Genomic DNA, 23538 nt, shown 5'->3' on the forward strand with positions numbered 1-23538 from the left:
GATTACGACGACATCCTTGATGCCTGCACATCGGCCTGGAAGCACTTTATTGCCGATGTGGAGCGGGTGATGTCACTTTGTAGCCGAGATTGGATAAAACTGACCTAATGTTTAATCCGATTGGTATTACACTTCTTCAGGCGCCTGTTCGCCACGAGTTCGGTATGCTGGGCCCGGAGCCGCGAGACAGGGGACGCTCGGGCACGGACCAGATACAAGGCCTATGCATCACCATATCACTTCTCTTCAACTCTCCGTGCTGGCCATGGCCGCACTGCTGCTGGGTGGTTGCGCCCTGCAGCCGAAACCGGAAGATCTTCTGATGGGCGCCGCCCCCAAGCCAAAGGCCGAACTCGAGGCCACCTTGGTAACCAGTGGTGGCTTCTGCGTGACCCTGAGCGAGCAGGGCCGTCTGCTGACCCAGCCCTGCGATCAGCAACCGAACCAGTCATTCAGCTGGGATGTCGGCGCCCTGCAACTGGCCGGGGATTGCCTGGTCGCCAGAGGGGAAGATGGTCTGGGGATGGAGGTGTGCCGGGAGGAGAGCCATCAATGGCAGTGGCAGGGGGATCGTCTGTTTAATCGGCAGGTGTCGCTGTGCCTGGATGTGGCGGGTCGCCGTCATAAGCCGGCCGTCCCCCTGCGCCTCGCCGAATGCTATGGCGGCGCCAACCAGAGCTTTGAGTGGACGCCATCCGGCACGCTGTTGAACCGTCTGATGCACCCGGCACTGGCGTGGTGACAAGAGAGCGAGAAACAAAAAGGGTGGCCACATGGGCCACCCTTTTTCGATCCGCGATGGGGATGCCTAATCAGCGGGTCTGGGAGGCGAACAGTTTCTCCAGATAGACGGCAACGCCATCTTCATCGGAAGTGAGGGTCTGTTCGTGCTCTGGCAGGGCCAGTTTGAGGCGATCGTGGGCGTTGCCCATGACCACACCACGGCCCACCATGCTCAGCATCTCGAAGTCGTTCATGCCATCGCCGAAGGCCACGGCCTGTGACATCTCCAGGCCGTGCTGCTCCAGCACGGCGCGCACGGCATTACCCTTGTGCACACCGGCATGCATCACCTCGAGGCAGTCAGGCAGGGAGAAGGTGACGTTGAGTCGATCACCATATTGCTGGTTGAGGTGCGCCTCTATCTTCAGCAGCTTGTCGTGGTCGCCGATGTAGAACACCTTGTTGACCCTGTCCTTCGGGTGGCTGGCGAGATCAGCCAGGCGGTAGCTGAAGCCGGAGTCGTGATGGAACTTCAGCAACCAGGGCAGCTCCTCTTCCACCAGCCACTCGTCGCCGTAGTAGACGTTGATGTGGATGGATGGGTCGCGCTCCATGGCGATCAGCTCGGCCGCCACCGTGCTCGGCAGCGCCTGGTTGTAGACCAGCTGATCCTGCTTGTCGTGTACCACGGCGCCGTTGGAGGTAATGAGGTAGATATCCAGCCCCAGTGCATCGCGGATGCTGCGTACATCCACATGGTGACGGCCGGTGGCGACCACGAACTTGACGCCCTGATCGACCAGACGGTGCAGGGTATCCCGGGTGCGGGAGGAGATCTGGTGCTGCCCGTTGAGCAGGGTACCATCGAGATCGGACACAACTACCTTGAACATCATTACCTCGACTTCAATTGAACGCCGGGGGAGTGTACCCCAGCGTCTGCCGTCACCCCATTTATTTAGGGATCCAAAAAATAACCAGCCCCTTCTGGTCGCGTCAGTAGCGTGCGAAGAAGGCCAGGGTTGCATTGAGCGCGGCCTGGCGCTGGGGATCCGCCTCGATGAAGAGCTCGTGCCAGGCCCCTTCGATGCGCAGCGGCTTGCTCCCTTCACATTGGGCCTTGGCGCAGAAGGCCTCCTGGGCGGCGTTGTCCACCACGCTGTCCTCGCCGGCCTGCAGCAGCAGCAGCGGCGTCTTGATGGCGCCGGCGTCGGCTACGGCCGCGTCCGATCCTGTGATGGCCTGATGGATCCAGTGGGCGGTGGCGCCCCCCAGCCTGACCTGGGGATGCTGCTCGTAGATCTGGCGGAAGGCCTGATAACGCACCGTGCTGTGGGTCAGCTCGTTGTCGGCAAAGCCGTGATCCTCATAGGGTCCCTGACCCGGGCCGTAGGGGGGCTCGCCCACCCAGCCGCCGACCGTGCCGATGGTGGCCGCCAACCCCTTGGCCAGCCACTTGGGCAGGCCGCCGAGGTTGATGCCCATCATGGGGGAGGAGAGCACCGCCGCCTGGATGTCGTTCGGCCAGCGTTCCAGATAGCGGGCCGAGATGGCCCCCCCCATGGAGTGGGCCAGCAGGAACAGCTTGGCAGGCTTGTCCGGTACAATCACTTCGTCATGAAACTGTTTGAGATCGGCGACATAGTCGTCGAACTGGTCGACATACCCCTTCTCTTTGTCGGCCAGCATGCGGTCTGACATTCCCTGGCCGCGATGATCGATGAGGTAGAGGCTGTAACCCTGGCACCAGAGATCCCAGGCCAGCTCCTGATACTTGAGGTAGCTCTCGACCCGGCCGTTGACGATGAGGATGGCGCGATCGATCTTGGGTTGGCGCAGGGCGGCATAGCGGAGGGTGACCCCGTCCTTGCCCTTGAACTCCCCCTCGACGGCATGCTGGCGCCAGAAGTCGGGCAGGGTCTGCTGATAGAGGGCGGGGATGTCGGCTTCAGTGGTCAGCTGGTAAGGATTGCTCACGGCAAGGGCTCCGGCAGAAAACAGGGTCAGGGCCAGCAGGGGCAGGTGGTTAAGCTTCATCAGTGTACTCTTCCGAAGGATCATCCGATTGCTGGGCGGCCCAGCCCTTGCGGGTCAGCTGCATCTGCTGCCACCAGCGTTCGTCCGCCATGATCTCGCCGGCCGGACCGAGCTGGGGGTAGGGCATCTCTTTCTCCTTGCAGAGCTGGGCATAGACGGGATAGCCCCCCTCGAACAAGATGGTGTTCTGCTCTTCCAGGCTGAGTGGACAGCCGCGCTGATAGCAGCCGGCCAGCTCGCGCTGGCGCTGGGCCTCGTAGAGGATGGCGGCGGCGGCCACCGAGACGTTGAGGGACTGCACCATGCCCACCATGGGGATGACGATATGGTGATCGGCCAGGGCCAGCGCCTCTTCGCCGATGCCGTGCTTCTCCTGGCCCACCAGGATGGCGGTGGGTCTGGTGTAGTCGATGGCGCGAAAGTCCACGGAGCTGTCGGAGAGGTGGGTCGCCAGGATCTGCATGCCGGAAGCCTTGAGTTCGGTCACGGCACTGCCGATGTCCGGGTGCAGCTTCACGTCCACCCAGTTCTGGCTGCCGCGGGCGGTGCCCTTGCGCTTGTGGATCCAGCTCTTGGGCCAGACCGCATGCACCCGGTGGATGCCGATGGCATCGGCAGTGCGCACGATGGCGGCCAGGTTGTGAGGTTTATGAACCTCTTCCATGCAGACGGTCAGGTCGAGCTGGCGCTGGGCCAGCATGTCGGAAATGCGTTTGAAGCGTTCAGGAGTCATGTCGGTTTCTATGTCGTGAGGCCGGTGTATGCAACAAGGCTGGTGGCCTGCGGCATGGGGCCCTGGGTATCTCTTGAAAAGCAGCAGGCGGCTTGCGCCGCCTGTGTTCAGTTTTTCTGTCGGCTCACCCTGAGCACGTTGGGCATGACCCGGATCTTGCGCATGATGTTGGCGAGGTGGATCCGGCTCTTGGTGGTGATGAGCAGGGTGACCACATAGACCCGGCCATCTTTCTCCTCGGTGCTGATGGCGTGGATGTTGGCGCCGGTGGCGGCAATCACGTTGGCCAGCTCCGCCAGGGCGCCCTGGTGGTTGACGATCTCGATGCTGATGCCGGTGCGGAATTCCTGCTCTTGCTCCTTGTCCACCTCCCACTGCACCGGCAGGTATTTGTCCGGTTCGCGGCTGTAGCCCTTGATGTTGCGGCAGGACTCCTGGTGGATCACCAGTCCCTTGCCCGGGCTGATGTGGGCGATGATGGCGTCCCCCGGGATGGGGCGGCAGCAGTTGGCGAAGGTGACCAGCATGCCGTCGGCCCCCTTGATCGGCATCTTCTTGCTGGTGGATTTGGGCTGCTCTTCCGGCGGCAGCTCATCCCCCAGCATGCGGCGGGCCACCATGACGCTCATGGCGTTGCCAAGGCCCACGTCGGCCAGCAGCCCCTGCAGGTTCTCGTGTTTGGTGTCGGCCAGCACCTGCTTGACGCGGGCTTCCGGGATGTCTTCGATGTTCTTGGCGCCCAGCGCATGGTTGAGCAGGCGACGACCCAGCACCACAGACTCTTCGGTGCGCAGGTTCTTCAGGAACTGACGGATCTTGGAGCGCGCCTTGGTGGTCACCACGAAGTTGAGCCAGGCCGCGTTCGGGCGGGCGCCGGGGGCCGTGATGATCTCCACCGTCTGACCGGAGTGCAGCGGGCTGCTCAGCGGATAGGGGTGGCGGTCGACCCGCGAACCGACGCAGGCATGACCGATGTCGGTGTGCACCGTGTAGGCGAAGTCCACCGGGGTGGCGCCGGCGGGCAGCTCCATGATGCGGCCCTCCGGTGTGAAGACGTAGATCTCGTCGGGGAAGAGGTCGGTCTTGACCCCCTCGATGAACTCGAAGGAGCTGCCGGCGCTCTGTTGCAGCTCCAGCAGGCTCTGCATCCAGCGCTGGGCGCGGATCTGGGCCGTGGTACCCGAGCTGTCCCCATCCTGCTTGTAGGCCCAGTGGGCGGCGACGCCCTTGTCAGCCATCTGGTCCATGAACTCGGTGCGGATCTGCACCTCCACCGGTACCCCGTGGGGCCCCACCAGGGAGGTGTGCAGGGACTGGTAGCCGTTGGTCTTGGGGATGGCGATGTAATCCTTGAAGCGACCGGGGCGCGGCTTGTAGAGGCTGTGCATCTGCCCAAGCACCCGGTAGCAGGTGTCTATGTCTTTCACTCTCACTCTGAAAGCATAGATATCCATCACTTCGTGGAATTGCAGTTCTTTCTTCTCCATCTTGTTGTAGATGGAGAACAGGTTCTTCTCGCGTCCGCTCACCTGGGCATCGATACCGGCTTCCCGCAGACGCCCCTCAATCTCGCTCTGGATGGAGTCGATGATCTCGCGCCGGTTGCCACGGGCGCGGCGCACCGATTCCCGCAGTACCCGGGAGCGCATGGGGTAGAGCGCCTCGAAACCGAGCTCTTCCAGCTCGTTCTTCATGGTGTGAATACCGAGGCGGTTGGCGATGGGGGCGAAAATCTCGAGGGTTTCCCGGGCGATGCGGCGGCGCTTGTCCGGTCGCAAGGAGCCGAGGGTACGCATGTTGTGAGTGCGGTCGGCCAGCTTGATCAGGATGACCCGGATGTCCTGGGTCATGGCCATCATCATCTTGCGGAAGTTCTCGACCTGGGCTTCCTTGCGATCGCGGAATTTGAGCTTGTCGAGCTTGGAGACGCCGGACACCAGTTCGGCGACCGCGTTGCCAAACAGCTCGGCCAGGTCGTCCTTGGTGACCGGGGTATCTTCGATGACGTCGTGCAGCACGGCAGCCATCAGAGTCTCATGATCGAGGCGCATGTCGCCCAGGATGCGGGCCACGGCAACGGGGTGGGTGATGTAGGGTTCACCACTGGAACGCATCTGTCCCTGGTGAGCATCACGGGCTACCACATAGGCTTGCCTGAGCTTCTCAACCTGCTCGGGTGGCAGGTAGGAACTGGCTATTTCTTTAAGATTTTCAAATAAATACAAGACAGTCCCCGCAGCGGTTAAACGGCAATCCGTGAAATTGAGGGTATGCCCTCGAGTTTGCGAGGTTTTCGAGCGGTTGTAAATGGGGAGAACAGCCGGCACCCGGGCGGGCGCCGACTATGGGAAGCGACTGACTTAGCCGCGACCTTCTGCGATGGCAGCAACGGCAGCCAGCTCGGCGGCTTCCTGCTCTTGCTGCTCGTAGCGGTCCTGAGTATCCATCACCTGGTTGTTGACCAGACCCAGTTCGATCTCGCGCAGGGCGATCACGGTCGGCTTGTCGTTCTCTTCGTCGACCAGGGGATCCTTGCCTTGTACCGCGATTTGACGAGCGCGGCGCGCGGCGACCAGCACCAGGTCAAAACGGTTACCTACCTGTTTTACAGCATCTTCTACAGTAACGCGGGCCATGCGGGACTCCAGTGTTTGGGCTTTCTGTGATTGAAAAAGCGGTGTTTAAAAATGACGCAAAAGTTTACTTGTTTTTGGCTTACTCTGCCAGTAGCTGTTTCAGCAAGTTTTGCTGGGCCTGCTGTTGCTGACGCATTTCCAGGCGCTGGCACTCTATGACGGCCCTGAGCTGGAACAGTGCCTGATCAAAGTCTTCATTGATGATGACATAGTCATACTCGTCGTAGTGCACCATTTCGGCAATGGCTTTCTCCATCCGGCCCTTGATCACCTCGGCGCTGTCCTGGCCGCGGCCGATCAGGCGGCGCTCCAGCTCCTCGCGGCTGGGGGGCAGGATGAAGATGGACTTGGTCGGCATCAGTTCGCGGATCTGGCGGGCACCCTGCCAGTCGATGTCGAGGAAGACGTCGATGCCCTGCGCCAGACAGGCCTCGATGGCGGCGCGGGAAGTGCCGTAGTAGTTGCCGAAGACTTCTGCCCACTCCAGAAAGTCACCGCGCTCGATCAGCGCCTTGAACTCTTCCACCTTGACGAAGTGGTAGTGCACCCCGTGCTCTTCACCGGGACGGGTGGCGCGGGTGGTGTGGGAAACCGATAGCTGCATCTTGCCGGCGGCGTTGTGCTGGGTCAGCAAGGCATTGAGCAGGCTGGACTTACCGGCCCCGCTCGGGGAAGAGATGATATAGAGAGTGCCTTGTTGCGCCATGTCTGTACCTTTAAGCGATGATCCGCGCTTTGGTTGTAGCAGAGGCCGCCGTCTTGTGCCCGATAAGGGAGACGGTTGCTCGCAATGCGCGGAGGAATCAGAGTCAGGAGGATGTAAAGGTGGCGAATGTTAGCAGATGGGGGCGGATAAAAAAACGGCCGGAATCATATTCCAGCCGATCAAAATATCCGTAGCTTGCTGTGCGGGCGTTACCCGCATAGAGGGCCATTCTGCCCACGGAGCCGGGGCCGGGCCATCAGATTATCCCTGCGCCAGGGCTCGGAATTTCCGAGTTGCCCTGGGTCGGTAGAAGATGCTTGTCGGTACAGAGGCGGTCGAAGGCGGCGATGACCCGCTCGCGGCTTATCTTGGCCATGGCGTCCGGATCCTTGAGGCGGGTGCGCCAGCCGAGCTCGGCCAGCGGCTTGCCGGTCTCCTGCTCAATCAGTTCCTGATAGACGCTGACCAGATAATCCCGGCACAGATAGGGGCCGGTACGGGCGGGGTTGTGGTGGGCGTAGAGGCCGATCACGGGTGTCCCCACCAGGGTGGCCATGTGGGCCGGGCCGGTATCCGGGGCCAGCACCAGGCTCGCCTCGCCAATCAGCGCCAGCAATTGCTTGAGGCTGGTCTGCCCCACCAAATCTTCCGGCTTGCTCTGGCTGAGGCGCTGGATCTCGGCGGCGAGATCCCGCTCCAGCCTGGCCGGTCCGCCGCACAGATAGACCTGAAAGCCCTTGTCTGCGGCGTGATCCGCCAGCGCGGCGTAGCCGGCGGCAGTCCAATTCTTGAATGCCTTGCTGGCAGCGGCGCAGATGAGCAGGGTCGGCTTACCACCCACCTTCTCCCGGGCCCAGGTCTGGTGCTCGGCGCTGATGGGCAGTTGCCAGTCCGGGGTCAGATCTTTTATCCCGAGCTCTTTGGCGAAGGCGAGAAAGCCGTCCAGCACGTGGGGGGAGGCGGGTGAGGGGACCCGATGGTTGGTGAACAACCACTGACCGTCGCTGGCGCGCTCCCGATCAAACCCGAGTTTGACCTTGGCCTTGATGCCGAGGGTGGCGATGCTGGCGCGCATGGCGGCCTGCAGGTGGAGCAGGGCATCGAACCTGCGCCCCTTGAGGGTCTGCCAGAGATCGCGATAGCCGCGCCACCCCTTGCTCTTGTCGAAGGGAATGACCTCGACCCCCGGCAGATCGGCGAACAGGGTCGCCTCAATCTTGCCGGTGATCCAGGTGATGCGGGTCTGGGGCCACTCCCGCTGGATGACGCGCACCAGCGCCAGCGCGTGGCAGCAATCTCCGATGGCGGAGAGCCGCAGGATGCAGATGGAGGAGGGCGGCGTTTGGAACAGCGGCATGATGTGGCGCAACGATGGCAAAATGGATGGATGGCATTATGCAAACTCCCCTGTGGATTGTAAAATTGCGCCGGTTGCCCGACCGGCACGGCTTTCTGAATGGATGCCCTGCACCCACTATCGACCGGAATTCTCATCATGCTGACACACACCACCCACAACCAGGTCTGCTGGTATGCCGACGGAGTCTTCCGCGATCCTTCCCCTGCCTTGTTCGATCCTGTCTGGTGGCAGACCCATCGCCAGGTGGTGGGCTCTTCCATCGGCCGCGGGGTGACCTGGTTCGTGAAGGATGAGTCCCGTCACTTGGTGCTGCGTCACTACTACCGTGGCGGCATGGTGGGCAAGCTGGTGCGTGACCGGTTCTGGTTTGAAGGGGTGGAGAGCAGCCGGGCCATGGCTGAATATCGTCTGCTGGCGACCCTGAGTGAACAGGGGCTGCCGGTGCCGCGCCCCTTTGCGGCCCGCATGGTCAAGCAGGGGCCCTTCTATCGGGCCGACATCCTGATCGAGCGTATTCGCGGCGCCAAGGATCTGGTGGCCCTGCTCAAGCAGGGGCCGATCGCCGGTGAGGTGTGGCACAAGATAGGCAAAACGGTGCGCCAGTTGCACGATGCAGGGGTCTATCATGCGGATCTCAACAGCCACAACCTGCTGCTCGACAAGGAGGGCAAGGTGTGGGTGATCGACTTCGACAAAGGAGCCATCCGCTCCCCCGGCAACTGGCAGCAGGCCAACCTGGAGCGGTTGCTGCGCTCCTTCAACAAGGAGTCGCAACTGCACACCAGCTTCCACTTCGTGCCGGAGAACTGGCAGGCGCTGATGGCAGGCTATCAGGGCAAGGTGGCGTGACGTCGGGTTTCACTTCGTAGCTGGAGGCTGGCAAGCCCTGATGGCTGACCACCAGAGGCGAGAGGTGCGAGGCCAGCGATGCTGGCGCGGTTGCTCGGCGCCAGCACCAATGTTACTTATTGAGTGTGATTGCTTGGACAGATATTCAGATCCGGTTTCGAGGCGCGTGATGGAAAGGTATGAGACTCCCGGGGTTGAGGTCACCACTCCCCTTGAGGTGACGCTGATGGCACAGGCCATGGCGATGTTGGAGGCCGGGATCTGGACCTGGTCGGCCGGGCAGGGTCTGAGGCGGGACCCTTCCTGTCTGCAACTGCTGGGTCTGGAGGGAGGCGAGCTGGGAGATCTCGGCTGGCTGGATCGGGTACATCCGGATGATGCTCCCCGTCTGGCAGAGGCCCTGGAGGCCTGTCAGCATGGGCGCAGCAACGGGCTTCGACTCGAGTACCGCATCCTGCACCATCAGGGCCATTACATCCGGCTGGAGGAGCGGGTCCGTCGCGACGAAGGGGGTCAACTGCTGGGGGTGGTTCGCCATCTGGATGCCGCCATGGCGCCCTTGGAGGATCGCCATGACACGGATCCCCTCACCGGCCTCGAGAGCCGCAGCCACTTCGAGCTGTTGCTGGATGAACGGCTGGCCAGCGAGAGCGGCAGTTTCTGTCTGCTGCAGTTCAGCGTGGATCACCGCAGCAAGATCCTGCAGTTGTTCGGGGAGGCGGCCTGCGACGCCATGCTGGCCAAGCTGGCCCGCATCGTGCGCCGCGAGCTGCGCCGGGAAGATCCCTTCGCCCGTTGGGACGAAGACGGCTTCATCCTGATGCTCTCCCAGACCGATCGGTTGAGCGGCCTGGAGATTGCCGAGCGGCTGCGTCTCGAGATCGCCGACGCCAGCCTGCTGCCCCAGCGCCCGGTGACCGTGAGCATCGGCCTGGTGCAGAGCCAGAGTGCCGAGCAGCTCGATCACCTGCTGGCCCGGTTGGCCTCCTGCCACGGTCAGGCGAAGCGGGAACACAACGCCGTGGTCGGCTGACGGCCAGTCAGTGTCCGCGTACCCATTGACGCCGATGGACCCATCAGCGTCAATGGTTTTCAGTCAGCGCTCACTGACCTGCTGACGCTGGCAGACCCAGAGAGAAGCCAGCATCAGCAGGGCGCCCAGACCGAGCCTGAGCAGGTCGGTATCCTTTCCCCAGAGCACCAGATTGACCAGCAGACCCGCGGGGATCAAGGCGTTGTTCATGATGGCCAGCACGCCGCTGCTGACCAGGGTCGCCCCCTTGTTCCACAGGAAGTAGCCGAGCCCGGATGCCCCGACCCCCAGCCAGAAGAGGATGCCCCATTGCAGGGAGCTGGCGGGATATTGAGGTTTGCCCAGCAGCCACCAGGCGGGCAGGGCGATCACCAGGGCGCCCAGATAGAAGCAGCCGAACACCGCCAGCTGGGGCGGCTGCTCAGCCTCCCGGGCCAGCAGCACCTTGTAGCCTACCTGGCCCAGGGCGAAGCAGACGTTGGCGCCCTGCACCACCAGGAATCCCAGTACATAGTTTTCGGTCAGGCCGTCGAAACGGATGACGGCCGCCCCCAGCACCGCCAGCAGGGCTCCCCACAGATAGACAGGCTTGAAGCGCCCTTCCAGCAGGTCGTGGATCAGGGTGACATAGATGGGGGTGAAGATGGTGAACACCAGCACTTCCGGTACCGTCAAGAGCAGGAAGGAGTGGTAGTAGAAGAGATACATGATGCCGAGCTGGATGGCACCGAGGGCCATCAGCTTGGCCACCAGATCGGGGCGCAGCCAGCGCCGGCGCAGGAAGGGCAGAAACACCAGGCTGGCGAGCACGATGCGGGTCAGTACCGAGAAGTAGGCATCCACCTGACCGGCAAGGTAGACCCCGATCAGGCTGAAGGAGAAGGACCAGAGCAGGGTAACCCCTATCAAGTAGTTCATGTGATTGAATTGTCGTCAGTTGTCAATTTGGAGGGCGCTATGATGGCCGAGTTGGAAGGCGCGATCCAGCGTTTATGGGAAGGGTTGTCACAGATCGGAGCATTTGCCTTCGAGGCGAGCAACGGGGCCGGATCCGCCACCGACTGGTGCGGTCGCGGGGAGGGGGCCGTGGTGGTGACCGATCATTATGGGGGGTGGCTGTATGCCGAGACGGGTCGCTACACCACGCCCCATGGCCGGGAGCTGACCATGCACAACCGCTTCTGGTGGCAGCGCACCGCACGGGGGATCATGCTCTCCCACCTGCGCTACGAGCAGCCGGTGATGTTGTTCGAGCTGTTGCCCCGGGGGGACGGGCACTGGGTCACGGCCGAGCCTCACCTGTGCGGGCAGGATCACTACAGCGCCGAGCTGACCGAAACCGGCGAGGGTTTCCTGCTCACCTGGCAGATAACGGGGCCGCGCAAGAACGAGCGGTTGAGTTATCGCTACGGACCAGAGGCGCAGAGATAAAAAAACCGGCGCAGGGCGCCGGTAGAGGGGACAAATCGGAGGTTTTGTTAAAACGGTCCCAAAAACAGGAGAGATACACTCTCGTCACACACGCAGAGAGGGTCTTCAGGCATTCAGTGCATAGTTCAGCATGGCTTGCAGCTTGCTGTCGAAGAACCAGGGCAGCAGCACCATCAGCAGACCCAGCACCCCGGCCAGCCGGTGGCGATACTGCCAGCCGGCTATCAGTACCAGACCGCCGCAGAGGGTGGTCAGGATGCCTGACATAGGGCAGCCTCCCGCTGTTGGCGGCGCTGCTGTGCCCACTGGTTGAGGGCGACCGAACCCAGGATAAGGGCAAGCGCCACGCCCGTGGTGGACTGGATCTGCTCGCCGAGGAACAGGGCTCCCAGCATGACGCCGAACAGCGGCACCAGGTAGTTGCTGAAGGAGGCGAAGGTCGGGCCCGCCTTCTGGATCAGCGCCATGTAGAGGAAGTAGACCAGGCCGGTACAGAAGATCCCTAGCATGACGACGGCGCCCATGGCCTGCTGGCTCGGCAGGGTGAGGGTGCTCAGGTCGGCCACGAAGGGCGCGGCCAGCAGCAGCTGGATGGCTGAGGAAATCAGGATGTTGCGGGCCACGACCACAGGATGGTCCTTGGCGAAGCGCTTGATCATCAGCAGGCCGATGGCGAAGCAGCTGGCACCGAACAGGATGGCCATGGCACCAAGCAGGCCGGCATTCATGCCGCTGGTCAGCTTGGGCCAGAACAGTACCAGCACGCCGATGAAGCCGATGATCACGGAGATGAGGCCGCCCTTGGTGATTCTTTCACCAGAAATAAACAAGGGAGCCGCCAGAATGGTCACAAAGGGGATACAACCCATGACCACGGCCGCGATGGCGCTGTCCACATACTGTTGTCCCCAGGCCACCATGATGAAGGGGATGGTGGCGTCGAGCAGGGCGATCAGCATATAGGTTCGCCAGGGTGTGTGTTCACTCTTGAGGCGCATGAACAGGCAGAGCAGACCCAGGGTCAGGCTGCCGCACAGGGCGCGTCCGGCGGCCACCATGATGGGGGGCAGTTCAGCCACGGCCTGGTGCATGAAAATGAACTGGGAGCCCCACAACAGGCCGATCGCCAGCAACAACAGATAGCTACGCATTTGAATCTCCGATGTAATTCGCCTGCGCATTCTATGCAATCTGCTACTATGCCAAAAATGAATTGTCGTCATTCAACTATGGCCAATATCGATGGAACTGCCCCTCTCCCGCCTAGACCTCAACCTGCTCACCGTGTTCGACATGCTGATGCAGGAGCGCAACGTCACCCGTGCCGCCGAACGGCTGCACCTCTCCCAGTCCACCGTCAGCCATGCGCTGGGGCGCTTGCGCCAGGCGCTGGATGACCCCCTGTTCGTGATGAGCCGGCGCGAGATGATGCCGACCGAACGGGCCAAGGCGCTGGCGAGCCCGGTGCGCCAGGCGCTGGCCATGCTGGAGCAGGGGCTGCGTCATGCCAAGGGATTCGACCCGGCAAGTGCCCGGCGGATCTTTCGCATCGCCACCCCGGGCTCGGTGGAGCACGGCCTGGTGCCGGTGCTGGTGGAGTGGATGGTGCAGCAGGCTCCCCACTGCCGACTGGAAGTGTGCGAGCTGGCGGACAGCGACTACGAGCGGGAGTTGGAGAAGGGGGAACTGGATCTGGTGATCGGGTTTGCCGGTGCCAACCACCTCTCGCCCCGGTTGTGGCGCGAGGAGTGGTTCAGCAATCCGCTGGTCTGTTTGTCGCCCCTCGGCAGCGCCCTGCCCGACATGCTGGGGCCGGGAGAACTGGTCAGCCGCCCCCATATCCACACCTCCAGCTGGGGCCACAGCCAGGCCATGGTGGATCTCTGGCTGGCCCGTTTCGGGGTGGAGCGGGAGCTGGGGGTCAGGCTGCCGAGCTTTATGGCGGTACCGCCGCTGATGGCGACCGGCCGCTACCTGGTGGTGGTGCCCGAGATGATCGGGCGCCACTTCTGTCGCCACTATCCGTTGCGCCTGCACCAGCTGGAACCCGCCATCCCCATCGTCTACCTGATGGCGGGCCACCCGCTCAGTGCCCATGACGAGGCGATCGGCTGGTTCAAGGGGTTGTTGCACCGGCTGGCGAAGGAGCGCTACGGCGCGGATGCGCTCGGCCATCCCGCGCCGCAGGGGGCAGATCACGCCAATCCGGAGAAGTAGTCCAGCCCCATCGCCCCCTTCACCTCGGCCAGCACCTCGTCGGTGAGGGACCGGGCCTGCTCGGTGCCCTGCTGCAACAGGCGCAGCAGCTGGCGCTTGTCGGCGATGGCTGCCTCGCGCCGCTCCCGCATCGGAGCAAGCAGGGTCTGCAGGCAGTCGTTGAGTACCTGCTTGCAGCGCATGTCCCCCAGACCGCCGCGCTGGTAGTGGGCCTTCATCTCGGCCACCAGGGTCTTGTCGGGGTGGAAGGCATCCAGATAGGCGAACACCGTATTGCCTTCCACCTGACCCGGATCGTTCACCTTGAGGTGGTTGGGGTCGGTATACATGGCGAACACCGCCTGCCTGATCTCGTCGCTCGACATGCCGAGTTCGATGGTGTTGCCAAGGGACTTTGACATCTTGGCCTTGCCGTCGATGCCGGGCAGGCGGCCGGTGTCGCTCAGGATGGGCTGGCACTCGGTCAGCACCTCTTTGCCCACCAGGGTGTTGAAGCGGCGCACTATCTCGTTGGTCTGCTCCAGCATGGGCAGCTGATCCTCGCCCACCGGCACGTGAGTGGCACGAAAGGCGGTGATGTCGGCGGCCTGGCTGACCGGATAGACGAGGAAGCCGGCGGGCAGGCTGCGCTCGAACCCTTTTTGCTGGATCTCGGCCTTCACCGTGGGGTTGCGCTCCAGCCGGGCGACGCTGACCAGGTTGAGGTAGTAGGTCGTGAGTTCGGCGAGGGCGGGCAGGGCGCTCTGGAGACAGAAAGTGGTCTTGGCCGGGTCGAGGCCAGAGGCCAGGTAGTCGGCCATCACCTCCAGCACGTGATCGGTCACCTTGGCCGGGTTGTGGCCGTTGTCGGTCAGCGCCTGCAGATCGGCGATCATGACGAACTGGCGGTAATGGTGCTGGGCGGCCACGCGCTGGCGCAGGGAGCCGACGTAATGGCCGATGTGCAGTTTGCCGGTGGGGCGGTCACCGGTCAGGATCACGGGGTTGTGCATGTCACTCTCTCCAGTTGGGTGAGCCGGGAGGCGACAAAGAGATGAAAACAATGACCGCCTCTCGGCGGTCACGGTGTTTTCTTTTGGAAATTTTACATAGAAAAGCAGTGCCGCCTGTTTAGAAGCAGCACCACCAGTAGTTGTGATTGAATGAGGTCATATTCATGGCAAATCACACTACGCCTGTTCGATCACTTCTGCAAGGGCACGACCAGCATGTCGCAGGGCACGGTATTCATCAGCTGGCGTGCGCTCGAGGTGAGCAGGCTCCAGAAGCTCTGGCGATGGCCGCACACCAGCAGGTCGATCTGGTAGTCCTTGACCGCCTGGTTGACCCGCTCGCTCAGATCGCCGCAGATCACCAGCTTCTTCTCGATGGGGTAGTCCACCGAGGCGAGGAAGGCTTCCAGCTTCTCCTTCGCTTCGGCGATCACCTGGTCCTGCACGTTGTCGATGTCGATGTCGATCATCTCGGTGTAGAGATCCTTGAGGTCCACATCCACATGGATCACCGACAGCTTGGCGCCGTTGGAGCGGGCCCGGTCGACCGCCTTCTCGATCACCTTGCGGTTGTCTTCCGACAGGTCGATCGCGGCCAGTACGTGTTTGTAATAGGTTCCATTCATGGGAGTTCTCCTCACTGATCCTGGGTCCACTATACCAATGTCTGCTGAAACTAAAACGGCATCGTCGCCACAGTTTCAGGATTTGCCTGACCCCGAACCGGAAGGCGTAGAGGTGCAGGTGGCCGGGGAGTGCATATTTTGAACAGGAGTTTGACGCCGGTCACAGGCGTGCTATTGCCCCCGGGAAGGTGGGGGAATAGGATGTGCCCGTGCTTCGCAATGAACACAAAACAACAAAAAGCATCTGAATACCGCTTTGGGGAGCCTCGCGCTCCCTTTTGTTTTTCTGCCCTCTTCCAGCCCATATCCCGTCCGACATCAAGGTAATCCCGCCCCCCTTGGTTATGCTGTAGCCAGTTCCCTTGGCAAAACGGCCAGGGCTCCTCACCTGCAACCGGGTGACGCTGTCATGGCCGTTTCTCATGTCCCACCGATGCACCGGAGAGTCCTTCATGATCATTCATCCCCAGATCCAGGGTTGTGTTGCCCGCAATTGCCACCCCATGGGTTGTCGCGCCGCCGTGCTGCAACAGATCGAACAGGTGCGGGCGGCGGGGCCGTTCAACGGGCCGAAACGGGTGCTGGTGCTGGGGGCATCGTCCGGTTTCGGGCTGGCGTCCCGGATCGCGCTCACCTTCGGCGCCGGGGCCGATACCCTGGGCGTCTCGTTCGAGCGGGGTCCCTCCGACAAGGGGCTCGGCAGTGCTGGCTGGTACAACAACATCTGGTTTCGTCAGGCGGCGGAGCAAGCCGGTCGCATCGCCGTCAACCTGATCGGGGATGCCTTCTCCGACACCATGCGCCAGCAGGCCATCGACGTCATCCGCCAGCAGCTCGGGCAGGTGGATCTTGTGGTCTATTCACTGGCGAGCGGAGTCAGGGTGATGCCGGATGGCACACAGGTACGCTCGGTGCTCAAGACCACAGGCCAGCCGCTGCAAGGCTGGGGGCTGGATCTGGAGCACGATGCGCTGGTGCAGCAGTCGCTGGTGCCAGCCACCCCGGAGGAGATCCGCGACACCGTCACCGTGATGGGGGGCGAGGACTGGCAGCGCTGGATGCAGGCATTGCAGCAGGCGGATTGCCTGGCCCCCGGCGCCCGGACCGTTGCCTACTCCTATATCGGCCCCGAGTCCACCTATCCCCTCTATCGGGACGGCACCATCGGCTATGCCAAGGAGCACCTGCACGCCACCGCCGAGACCATCAACCTGCAACTTGCCGGGATTGGCGGTCATGCCTGGGTGTCGGTCTGCAAGGCGCTGGTGACCAAGGCGAGCGTGTTTATTCCGGTGCTGCCTGTCTATCTGGGCCTGTTGATGGGGGTGATGAAGGAGCGTGGTGTCCACGAGGGCTGCATCGAGCAGATGCAGCGGCTGTTTGCCGACAAGATGTACGGGCCCAGAGGGGTCGTCGCCGATGGCAACCGGCTGATCCGGATGGATGACCACGAGCTTGAGCCAGCGGTGCAGGCCGCCGTCTCGGCGCTCTGGCCCAAGGTGACGCCGGAGAACTTCCGCACCCTGGGGGATTTTGCCGGGTTGCGCCAGGAGTTCATGCAGCTCAACGGCTTCGAGCTGCCGGGGGTGGATTACGGTGCGCCGGTGAACGTGGCGTCACTCACTGAGCTGACGCCCTGACACCCGCACGAGGGGGCATCAGGCGACGTTGCAGGCCAGTTCAGGGGAAAGGTGGGGAGACTGGGCCAGCACGGTCTGGTTGCGCCCCTGGCGCTTCGCCTGATACATGGCCATGTCGGCCCGATGGATGAGCTGGCTCAGGCTGTCATCCTGCGTCGAGCGTTCCGCCACCCCGATGCTGATGGTCATGTGGGGGGCGGCCAGGTAGGCGATCCGGCTTCTCAGCTGCTCCGCCAGCCGCCAGCAGGTGGCCCCGTCCTGGGTCATGGCCACCAGAAATTCTTCCCCGCCCCAGCGCCCGATCAATTGCTGGTCCGGCGCCCAGCTCTTGAGCTCCCTGGCCAACTGCCGGATAGCCTGATCCCCCGCCTGGTGACCATGCTTGTCGTTGATCTGCTTGAAGTGATCGATGTCGATGATGAGCAGGGTCAGGGGCGTTTCGTGCAGCCACTGCTGACCCAGTCTCTCCAGCAGGGCGCGCCGGTTGGGCAGCCCGGTCAGCTGATCGAAGGTGGCGAGCTTGTAGAGGTGGCGCGAGCTGCGGTGGAGCCTGCGGGTGGTGAGCCCGAGCAGGATCAGGGCGACGGCCAGCAGCACCAGCAGCAGCAATTGGTAGTAGCGGGCACTCTGCTGGTAGAGCAGTTGCTGGCGCTTGCTCTCGTTTTCCTGCTGCAACGCGCGATTGCTGGCCTCGCTGCGAGCCAGATCCATCTCGACCTGGAAGGCGGCCGCGTGCTGGCTCAGGGTCTGGTTGAAGTGCTGCTTGTAGTACTGCATGTAGCGGGTCATGGCCCCGTAGGCCTCGGGGTAGCGGCCCAGATCGGCCAGCAACCTGGCCTGCATCGCCCGACCATCCATGGAGAGAGGGGCGGTGTGCTCCATCAGCAGTTGCAGGGCCAGCTGCTTCTCGCCACGACCCAGCAGGGTTCTTGCCCGGATCTCGGTCAGACGGGAGGCCGCCTGCGGGCTATCCAGCCTGTCATAGATGGCTTGTGCCTCCTCCAGGCTGCGCCAGGCGGCGTGCCAGTCCGCCCGTGCGTTGAACACCATGGCCTGGTAGCCGAGGACGATGGCACGATAGTGGGGTGACAGGCTCGGCGTGGCCAGCAGGGTATCGAGCAACTGGCTGGCCCTGGCAGGCTGACCCATGTCGATGTAGAGCCTGGCCATGTTGGCCCGGATGATGGCCTGGCTGTTGGGTTCGTTGAGCTGCACCATCTGGCCGAGGGCATCCTGATAATAGGTCTCGGCCTCACGGTAGAGATTGAGGTCCGCATAGAGGTTGCCGAGGGTCATCAGCAGACGGCCGCACTGCAAGGTGGAGAGGATGGAACCCGGCTCTTTTTGCTTGAGGTGATAGGCGGTCTTGAGCTCGAGGATCGCCTCTTTCATCTGCTGGGTACGGTAGAGGGCGAGCCCGTTGAGGGCATGCCACTCCGAGACTTGCCTGGGGTGATGCCTGACCGCTGGCCAGAGCTGGGTGAGGAGCTCGAGCGCCTGATCCGGCGTATCGGCATCCAGGGTCAGGGCAATCTGCTGCAACCGGAAGTCGAGCAGGCGAAGGGTCTCCTGCTGGGCATTGGCCAGACCGCGGGCGCGGGCATTGTCGCGCTGTGCCTGGGGATAGCGGCCAAGGGCTGCCTGGGCCAGGGACCTGGCGTAGAACAGTTCCATATCCTGCTGGGGACTGGCGTCGAGGCGCTGCAGATAGCCGACGGGATCGCGCGCCGCCTGCAATTCAGCCTCTTTCAGCAAGGAGGGAGCTGCCTGCAACTGGGTCATCCAGAGCAGCGCCAGTGCCATTATGAATCTCATTGAATCCTTTCCCCGACCAATGGCGCCATCATAATGGCTGATGTCACCTACACCATGTTTCTTTGCTTCTCTATAACCGTATGGGGGAGAGGATGAGGTGAAAAGTCGTCGCAACTGCGGGGTGCGTCGGTTGTCTCTGGTTGCGTCAGGATGAAACAGTGGCGACAATCGTGGGCAAATCACAGTGGAGAATCATCATGTTGGCCAAAGCCATGATCGAGAAGTTGAACGAGCAGATTAATCTTGAATTCTATTCCTCCAACCTCTACCTGCAGATGAGCGCCTGGTGCGAGGACAAGGGCTTCGAGGGGGCCGCCACCTTCCTGCGCCAGCATGCGGTCGAGGAGCGCCAGCACATGGAGCGCCTGTTCACCTACGTGAGCGAGACCGGCGCCATGCCGGTGTTGGGGGCCATCGAAGCGCCTCCCCATGAATTCAAGTCCCTGGGTGACATCTTCCGCACCACCCTGGAGCACGAGTATCACATCACCAAGTGCATCAACGGTCTGGCCCACGTCGCCTTCACCACCCAGGATTACTCCACCTTCAACTTCCTGCAGTGGTACGTGGCCGAGCAGCACGAAGAAGAGAAGCTGTTCAAGAGCATCGTCGACCGTCTGAGCCTGGTGGGCGAGGATGGCAAGGGCCTCTATTTCATCGACAAGGAGCTGGCCGAGCTGGCCAAGGGCGCCCCGGCCAGCATCATGGACGGCAACGCCTGATAGTCGTGGACACTTAGTGTTCAGTCAGTACAATGACGGCCCCTTGTAAAGGGGCCGTTTTCTATTTGCAGGTGTCCTTGTACCGCTGTGCTGGTGTCTGCCGGGTACAATGACGGTCCTTTAAGGTAAAGGGGCCGTTTTTCTTTTGATGGGTGAGTGACGATGAAACAGGTGGATGTGGTGGTGATCGGTGCCGGGGCGGCCGGATTGATGTGTGCGGCCCAGGCTGGCTACCGGGGTCGCTCCGTGCTGGTGCTCGACAACGCCAAGAAGCCGGGCCGCAAGATCCTCATCAGCGGCGGCGGTCGCTGCAACTTCACCAATCATCAGGCGGGTCCCCATGCCTTCCTTTCGGCCAACCCCCACTTCTGCAAATCGGCGCTGGCGCGCTATACCCAGCAGGATTTCATCGATCTGGTGGACAGGCATGGCCTGAACTACCACGAGAAGACGCTGGGCCAGCTCTTCTGCGACGACAGCGCCAAGGATATCGTCGACATCCTGCTGACCGAGTGCGACTGGGCTGGCGTGACCCTGCAGTTCCAGACCGAGATCCTCACCGTCAGCAAGACAGATGAAGGCTTCGTGCTCGACACCAGCAAGGGGGAGATCGCCTGCTCGTCGCTGGTGGTCGCCACCGGCGGTCTCTCCATGCCGAAACTCGGTGCCACCCCTTACGGCTTCAAGCTGGCGGAGCAGTTCGGCCTCACCGTGTTGCCGACTCGCGCCGGGCTGGTGCCCTTTACCCTGCATCAGGCCGACAAGGAGGCCTTCGCCGATCTGGCGGGGGTCAGCCTGCCGGTGGCGGTGACCGCCGAGGATGGCACCCGCTTCAAGGAGGCCATGCTGTTCACCCATCGCGGGCTCTCCGGCCCCGCCATCCTGCAGATCTCCTCTTTTTGGCTGGCGGGGGAGAAGATCCACATCAACCTGCTGCCGGATCTTGACATTCCAGAGACCCTCAAGACCTGGGCCCAGGCCCATCCTGCCCAGGAGCTGAAAACCGTGCTGGGGCGCGAGCTGCCCAAGCGCTTCGTCGACAAGCTGGTGGAGCTGGGATGGCTGGTGAGCAAGCCGATGCGCCAGTACAACGAACGGGAGCTGGAGGCGGTGGCCACCCTGCTGGGGGATTGGCAGATCCTGCCCAACGGCACCGAAGGGTATCGCACCGCTGAAGTGACCCTGGGGGGAGTGGATACCAACGCGCTCTCCTCCAAGACCATGGAGGCGCGCACCGTGCCCGGCCTCTACTTCATCGGCGAAGTGGTGGATGTGACCGGCTGGCTCGGTGGTTACAACTTCCAGTGGGCCTGGTCGTCGGGCTGGGTGGCAGGCCAGTACTGCTGAGGGATGCCGCGGCCCTGCGGTGAATGGCCCCGTCAGCGGCCTCTCGGGTGACAACGCCCAATGAGGTTGTGGTTCCTAGCGGTTGGGTGGAGAGGCCGTATTGCTGACAAAGAGGCTCGGCGGATGAGTCCGAGCGGATCGGGCTGTGTCAGGCGGCCCGAGTGATGGAACCAGACGCGGCCTGCTCAGGCCGCGTTTTTTATGGTCGGTTGCTGGCGGCCGCTTGGCCTCTAGCCTCTCCTGATATTGGGCAGGAAGGCGGTCAGCAGGCCAATAAGGGGCAGATAGGCGCAGACCTGATAGACGGTTTCGATGCTGGTGGCATCGGCCAATTTGCCCAGCAGGGCGGCCCCTATCCCTCCCATGCCGAAGGCGAAGCCGAAGAAGAGGCCGGAAATGGTACCGAACTTGCCGGGTACCAGATCCTGGGCGTAGACCAGGATGGCGGAGAAGGCCGACGCCAGGATGAGGCCGATGACGATCGACAGCACCGAGGTCCAGAACAGGTCGACGTGGGGCAGCAGCAGGGTGAAGGGAGCGACGCCGAGGATGGAGATCCAGATCACCCGCTTGCGACCGATGCGATCGCCGAGTGGCCCGCCGAGCACGGTCCCCGCCGCGACGGCAAACAGGAAGGCGAACAGATAGAGCTGGGCGCTCTCCAGCGACAGGTGGAACTTGTCCATCAGGTAGAAGGTGTAATAGCTGCTCAGGCTGGCCATGTAGAAGAACTTGGAGAACATCAGCAGACCGAGGATGGCCAGTGACCAGCCAATCTGGCGGCGGCTCAGGCCGGTGCCGGCATGGGCCCTCATCCGCCGATGGAAGCTGGCGGCATGGTGGCTGGACCAGCGGCCGACGAAGCTGAGCACGATGACCCCGATGAGTGCGAACAACGAGAACCAGGCCGCACTACCCTGTCCCTTCGGCACTATGATGAGCGCCGCGAGCAGGGGGCCGATGGCCGATCCCAGATTGCCGCCGATCTGGAACAGAGACTGGGCCAGACCGGGCTGGTTGCCGGCCGCCATGCGGGCGACCCGGGAGGATTCCGGGTGGAAGACGGAGGAGCCCATGCCGATCAGCATGGCCGACAACAGCACGGCGCCAAAGCTGCCTGCCTGCGACAGGTAGAGCAGCCCCACCAGCGTGAAGCCCATGCCCAGAGGCAGGGAGTAGGGCATGGGTCTGCGGTCGGTATAGAGGCCGATCAGGGGTTGCAGCAGCGAGGCCGTGAACTGGTAGGTGAGGGTGATGAGACCTATCTGGGTGAACGACAGATCGAGCCCCAGCTTCAGGAGGGGATAGATGGCCAGCAGTACCGACTGCATCATGTCGTTCAACAGGTGCGAGAAGCTGATGGCGGCGATCACCGGATAAGCGGTGGTAGTCGGGTTGTCCACCGCGGGCGGGGCGGTGATCGGGGTGTCGGTACTCAAGGTTTTGTCCATGGCTGGGGTATCACTCCCTCTACCATGCCCTATCCCGGCGTATCTGGACATAACCAAAGTGGGCGAACGCCCGGATTGCGTTCGCGTGGCGCGCAGGCCGTTCATGCTGACGGCGTGTGGATGGCTGGTCAGATCTTGTGCTTGGCGCGGGGCGGATTAGTATAGAAGGCCTGCCGCCGTTATCCGGCCCATCACCCGCCATGGAGGGAACATGTTCGAAAGCCTGGGTGTCATCAACGTCTGGACCTATCTGGTCGGTCTCTTCTTCATCATCATCGCCCCGGGCCCGAACTCCCTCTACGTGCTGCGAACCGGTGCCGTGCGCGGCATAGGCCCGGGTTATCGCGCCGCCCTCGGCGTCTTCGTCGGCGATGCCATCCTCATTTTCTGCGCCTATCTGGGGATCGCGTCCCTCATTCGCACCACCCCATTGCTGTTTACCCTGGTGCGCTATCTGGGCGCCATCTACCTGCTTTATCTGGGGGTGAAGATCCTGCACGCGAACTTCATCGCCAAAAAGGCGGGACCGGCGTCCGAGATGGATCCCGGTGAGCGCTATTTTACCAAGGCCCTCACCCTGAGCCTCACCAATCCCAAGGCGATTCTGTTCTACGTCTCTTTCTTCGTGCAGTTCATCGACTTCAGCTATGCCCACACCTGGATATCCTACCTGGTGCTGGCTGGCATGCTGGAAGCGATGAGCTTCGTCTACCTGACCCTGCTGATCTTCGGCGGTACCCTGATGGCCCGCTTTTTCCGTCAGCGCCAGACGGCGGCCCGTCTCGGCAACGGCCTTATCGGCCTCTTCTTCATGGGGTTTGCGGCCAGGCTGGCGACGCTCTCCTCCTGACCCTGGGGATTGCTGACCGTCCGGTGTCGGGCACCTAGTCTGGCCAGCAATCCTTGCCCACCGGGATGAAGCGGGACTGGTAGACGATGAGCTTCTGGTTGCCCGGTTGATTGATCCCGGGATTGTGGTAGGTCTCCCCGGGCAGCAGGTACTTGGGAAGGTGCGAATAAGCGGGGAAATTCTTCTCGGCTGACTCAGTCATTTCATTTTTTCAGTTTGAGCCGATCTTTTCTCCCGTAAATGCCTTGAATCAGCCTATTTAGACCGTTTCTTCGCCATTTAAGGCGTTATTCCCAGTTTTTAGTGAGATCTCTCCCACTGACGTATCATTTGGTCCGCCTGAAACAGGTTGGCCAGCGTGAATAACATC

The 23538-nt window shown here is 62.3% G+C and carries 23 protein-coding genes and 1 pseudogene; 9 read left to right on the forward strand and 15 right to left on the reverse strand.

All coding sequences use genetic code 11. From position 1 onward, the window contains the following. Positions 1-223 precede the first annotated feature (223 nt). The gene (locus HKD46_RS18660; protein WP_043153707.1) at positions 224-742 is read left to right on the forward strand and encodes a ricin-type beta-trefoil lectin domain protein; all 519 of its coding nucleotides are present in this window, start codon (positions 224-226) and stop codon (positions 740-742) included. A 70-nt stretch (positions 743-812) separates the two neighbouring features. On the opposite strand, the gene HKD46_RS18665 is transcribed toward HKD46_RS18660, so the two are convergent. The 7 genes from HKD46_RS18665 to HKD46_RS18695 all read right to left on the reverse strand — a co-directional run bounded on the left by HKD46_RS18665 (position 813) and on the right by HKD46_RS18695 (position 8192). Next, positions 813-1616, reverse strand: a complete 804-nt coding sequence (locus HKD46_RS18665; RefSeq protein WP_049637091.1) for a Cof-type HAD-IIB family hydrolase — start codon at positions 1614-1616, stop codon at positions 813-815. Positions 1617-1719: 103 nt separating this feature from the next. Beyond that, positions 1720-2760 (reverse strand): alpha/beta fold hydrolase, encoded by a 1041-nt coding sequence (locus tag HKD46_RS18670; RefSeq protein WP_049637083.1) that lies wholly within the window; start codon positions 2758-2760, stop codon positions 1720-1722. Then, positions 2750-3493 (reverse strand): tRNA (guanosine(18)-2'-O)-methyltransferase TrmH, encoded by a 744-nt coding sequence (gene trmH, locus HKD46_RS18675; RefSeq protein WP_049637082.1) that lies wholly within the window; start codon positions 3491-3493, stop codon positions 2750-2752. Before trmH ends, HKD46_RS18670 begins: the two co-directional genes overlap by 11 nt. A gap of 107 nt (positions 3494-3600) precedes the next feature. Continuing rightward, positions 3601-5718 carry a bifunctional GTP diphosphokinase/guanosine-3',5'-bis pyrophosphate 3'-pyrophosphohydrolase gene (spoT, locus tag HKD46_RS18680; RefSeq protein WP_042079042.1) on the reverse strand — a complete coding sequence of 706 codons (2118 nt, stop codon included), beginning with the start codon at positions 5716-5718 and terminating at the stop codon, positions 3601-3603. Positions 5719-5853: 135 nt separating this feature from the next. Further along, positions 5854-6129, reverse strand: coding sequence for a DNA-directed RNA polymerase subunit omega (gene rpoZ, locus HKD46_RS18685; protein ID WP_005307060.1), 276 nt, complete (start codon positions 6127-6129; stop codon positions 5854-5856). A 79-nt stretch (positions 6130-6208) separates the two neighbouring features. Beyond that, the gene (gene gmk / locus HKD46_RS18690) at positions 6209-6835 is read right to left on the reverse strand and encodes a guanylate kinase (RefSeq protein ID WP_139700782.1); all 627 of its coding nucleotides are present in this window, start codon (positions 6833-6835) and stop codon (positions 6209-6211) included. A 256-nt stretch (positions 6836-7091) separates the two neighbouring features. Then, positions 7092-8192 (reverse strand): glycosyltransferase family 9 protein, encoded by a 1101-nt coding sequence (locus HKD46_RS18695; protein ID WP_049637090.1) that lies wholly within the window; start codon positions 8190-8192, stop codon positions 7092-7094. 138 nt (positions 8193-8330) lie between these two features. Between HKD46_RS18695 and HKD46_RS18700 the strand changes: the two genes are divergently transcribed. Further along, on the forward strand, positions 8331-9044 hold the full coding sequence (locus HKD46_RS18700; RefSeq protein ID WP_010672321.1) for a 3-deoxy-D-manno-octulosonic acid kinase: 714 nt from the start codon (positions 8331-8333) through the stop codon (positions 9042-9044). Between the two features lie 169 nt (positions 9045-9213). Further along, a complete protein-coding gene (locus tag HKD46_RS18705) occupies positions 9214-10077 on the forward strand; it encodes a sensor domain-containing diguanylate cyclase (RefSeq protein WP_053287970.1) in 864 nt (287 codons plus the stop codon). Between the two features lie 63 nt (positions 10078-10140). Here the strand turns inward: HKD46_RS18705 and HKD46_RS18710 are convergent, their stop codons facing one another. Next, on the reverse strand, positions 10141-10995 hold the full coding sequence (locus tag HKD46_RS18710) for a carboxylate/amino acid/amine transporter (protein ID WP_053287971.1): 855 nt from the start codon (positions 10993-10995) through the stop codon (positions 10141-10143). 42 nt (positions 10996-11037) lie between these two features. Between HKD46_RS18710 and HKD46_RS18715 the strand changes: the two genes are divergently transcribed. Continuing rightward, entirely contained in the window at positions 11038-11508 is a 471-nt protein-coding gene (locus HKD46_RS18715) for a DUF6314 family protein (RefSeq protein ID WP_161470551.1), read from the forward strand. Between the two features lie 105 nt (positions 11509-11613). On the opposite strand, the gene HKD46_RS18720 is transcribed toward HKD46_RS18715, so the two are convergent. Together HKD46_RS18720 and HKD46_RS18725 are read right to left on the reverse strand one after the other, a co-directional pair. Then, entirely contained in the window at positions 11614-11775 is a 162-nt protein-coding gene (locus HKD46_RS18720) for a hypothetical protein (protein ID WP_010672325.1), read from the reverse strand. Beyond that, the gene (locus tag HKD46_RS18725) at positions 11760-12659 is read right to left on the reverse strand and encodes a DMT family transporter (protein ID WP_161470536.1); all 900 of its coding nucleotides are present in this window, start codon (positions 12657-12659) and stop codon (positions 11760-11762) included. Before HKD46_RS18725 ends, HKD46_RS18720 begins: the two co-directional genes overlap by 16 nt. A 91-nt stretch (positions 12660-12750) precedes the next feature. Between HKD46_RS18725 and HKD46_RS18730 the strand changes: the two genes are divergently transcribed. After that, positions 12751-13725 carry a LysR family transcriptional regulator gene (locus HKD46_RS18730; RefSeq protein WP_171865793.1) on the forward strand — a complete coding sequence of 325 codons (975 nt, stop codon included), beginning with the start codon at positions 12751-12753 and terminating at the stop codon, positions 13723-13725. On the opposite strand, the gene trpS is transcribed toward HKD46_RS18730, so the two are convergent. Both trpS and HKD46_RS18740 read right to left on the reverse strand, forming a co-directional pair. Continuing rightward, on the reverse strand, positions 13704-14717 hold the full coding sequence (gene trpS, locus HKD46_RS18735) for a tryptophan--tRNA ligase (RefSeq protein WP_109422379.1): 1014 nt from the start codon (positions 14715-14717) through the stop codon (positions 13704-13706). The two genes, HKD46_RS18730 and trpS, sit on opposite strands and share 22 nt — an antisense overlap. Before the next feature lie 191 nt (positions 14718-14908). After that, positions 14909-15343, reverse strand: coding sequence for a universal stress protein (locus HKD46_RS18740; RefSeq protein WP_010672329.1), 435 nt, complete (start codon positions 15341-15343; stop codon positions 14909-14911). Positions 15344-15795: 452 nt separating this feature from the next. On the opposite strand from HKD46_RS18740, the gene fabV reads away from it, so the two are divergent. Further along, a complete protein-coding gene (fabV, locus tag HKD46_RS18745) occupies positions 15796-16983 on the forward strand; it encodes an enoyl-ACP reductase FabV (RefSeq protein ID WP_045522675.1) in 1188 nt (395 codons plus the stop codon). Between the two features lie 18 nt (positions 16984-17001). Here the strand turns inward: fabV and HKD46_RS18750 are convergent, their stop codons facing one another. After that, complete coding sequence (locus tag HKD46_RS18750; protein WP_041214204.1) at positions 17002-18786, reverse strand: GGDEF domain-containing protein; 1785 nt, start codon at positions 18784-18786, stop codon at positions 17002-17004. A 209-nt stretch (positions 18787-18995) separates the two neighbouring features. Between HKD46_RS18750 and ftnA the strand changes: the two genes are divergently transcribed. Together ftnA and HKD46_RS18760 are read left to right on the forward strand one after the other, a co-directional pair. After that, entirely contained in the window at positions 18996-19520 is a 525-nt protein-coding gene (gene ftnA / locus HKD46_RS18755) for a non-heme ferritin (protein WP_010672333.1), read from the forward strand. Positions 19521-19682: 162 nt separating this feature from the next. Further along, positions 19683-20867: an NAD(P)/FAD-dependent oxidoreductase gene (locus tag HKD46_RS18760; RefSeq protein WP_045522679.1), complete on the forward strand. Its 1185-nt coding sequence runs from the start codon at positions 19683-19685 to the stop codon at positions 20865-20867. Positions 20868-21097: 230 nt separating this feature from the next. On the opposite strand, the gene HKD46_RS18765 is transcribed toward HKD46_RS18760, so the two are convergent. Continuing rightward, positions 21098-22318, reverse strand: coding sequence for an MFS transporter (locus HKD46_RS18765; protein WP_109422377.1), 1221 nt, complete (start codon positions 22316-22318; stop codon positions 21098-21100). A 211-nt stretch (positions 22319-22529) separates the two neighbouring features. On the opposite strand from HKD46_RS18765, the gene leuE reads away from it, so the two are divergent. After that, entirely contained in the window at positions 22530-23168 is a 639-nt protein-coding gene (gene leuE, locus HKD46_RS18770; RefSeq protein WP_010672336.1) for a leucine efflux protein LeuE, read from the forward strand. A gap of 34 nt (positions 23169-23202) precedes the next feature. Here the strand turns inward: leuE and HKD46_RS18775 are convergent. Next, a pseudogene (locus HKD46_RS18775) lies at positions 23203-23322 on the reverse strand (molecular chaperone); the annotation flags it as partial. Positions 23323-23538: the final 216 nt, after the last annotated feature.

The organism is Aeromonas sp. TW 6, assembly GCF_013168745.1.
Classification (GTDB): domain Bacteria; phylum Pseudomonadota; class Gammaproteobacteria; order Enterobacterales; family Aeromonadaceae; genus Aeromonas; species Aeromonas caviae.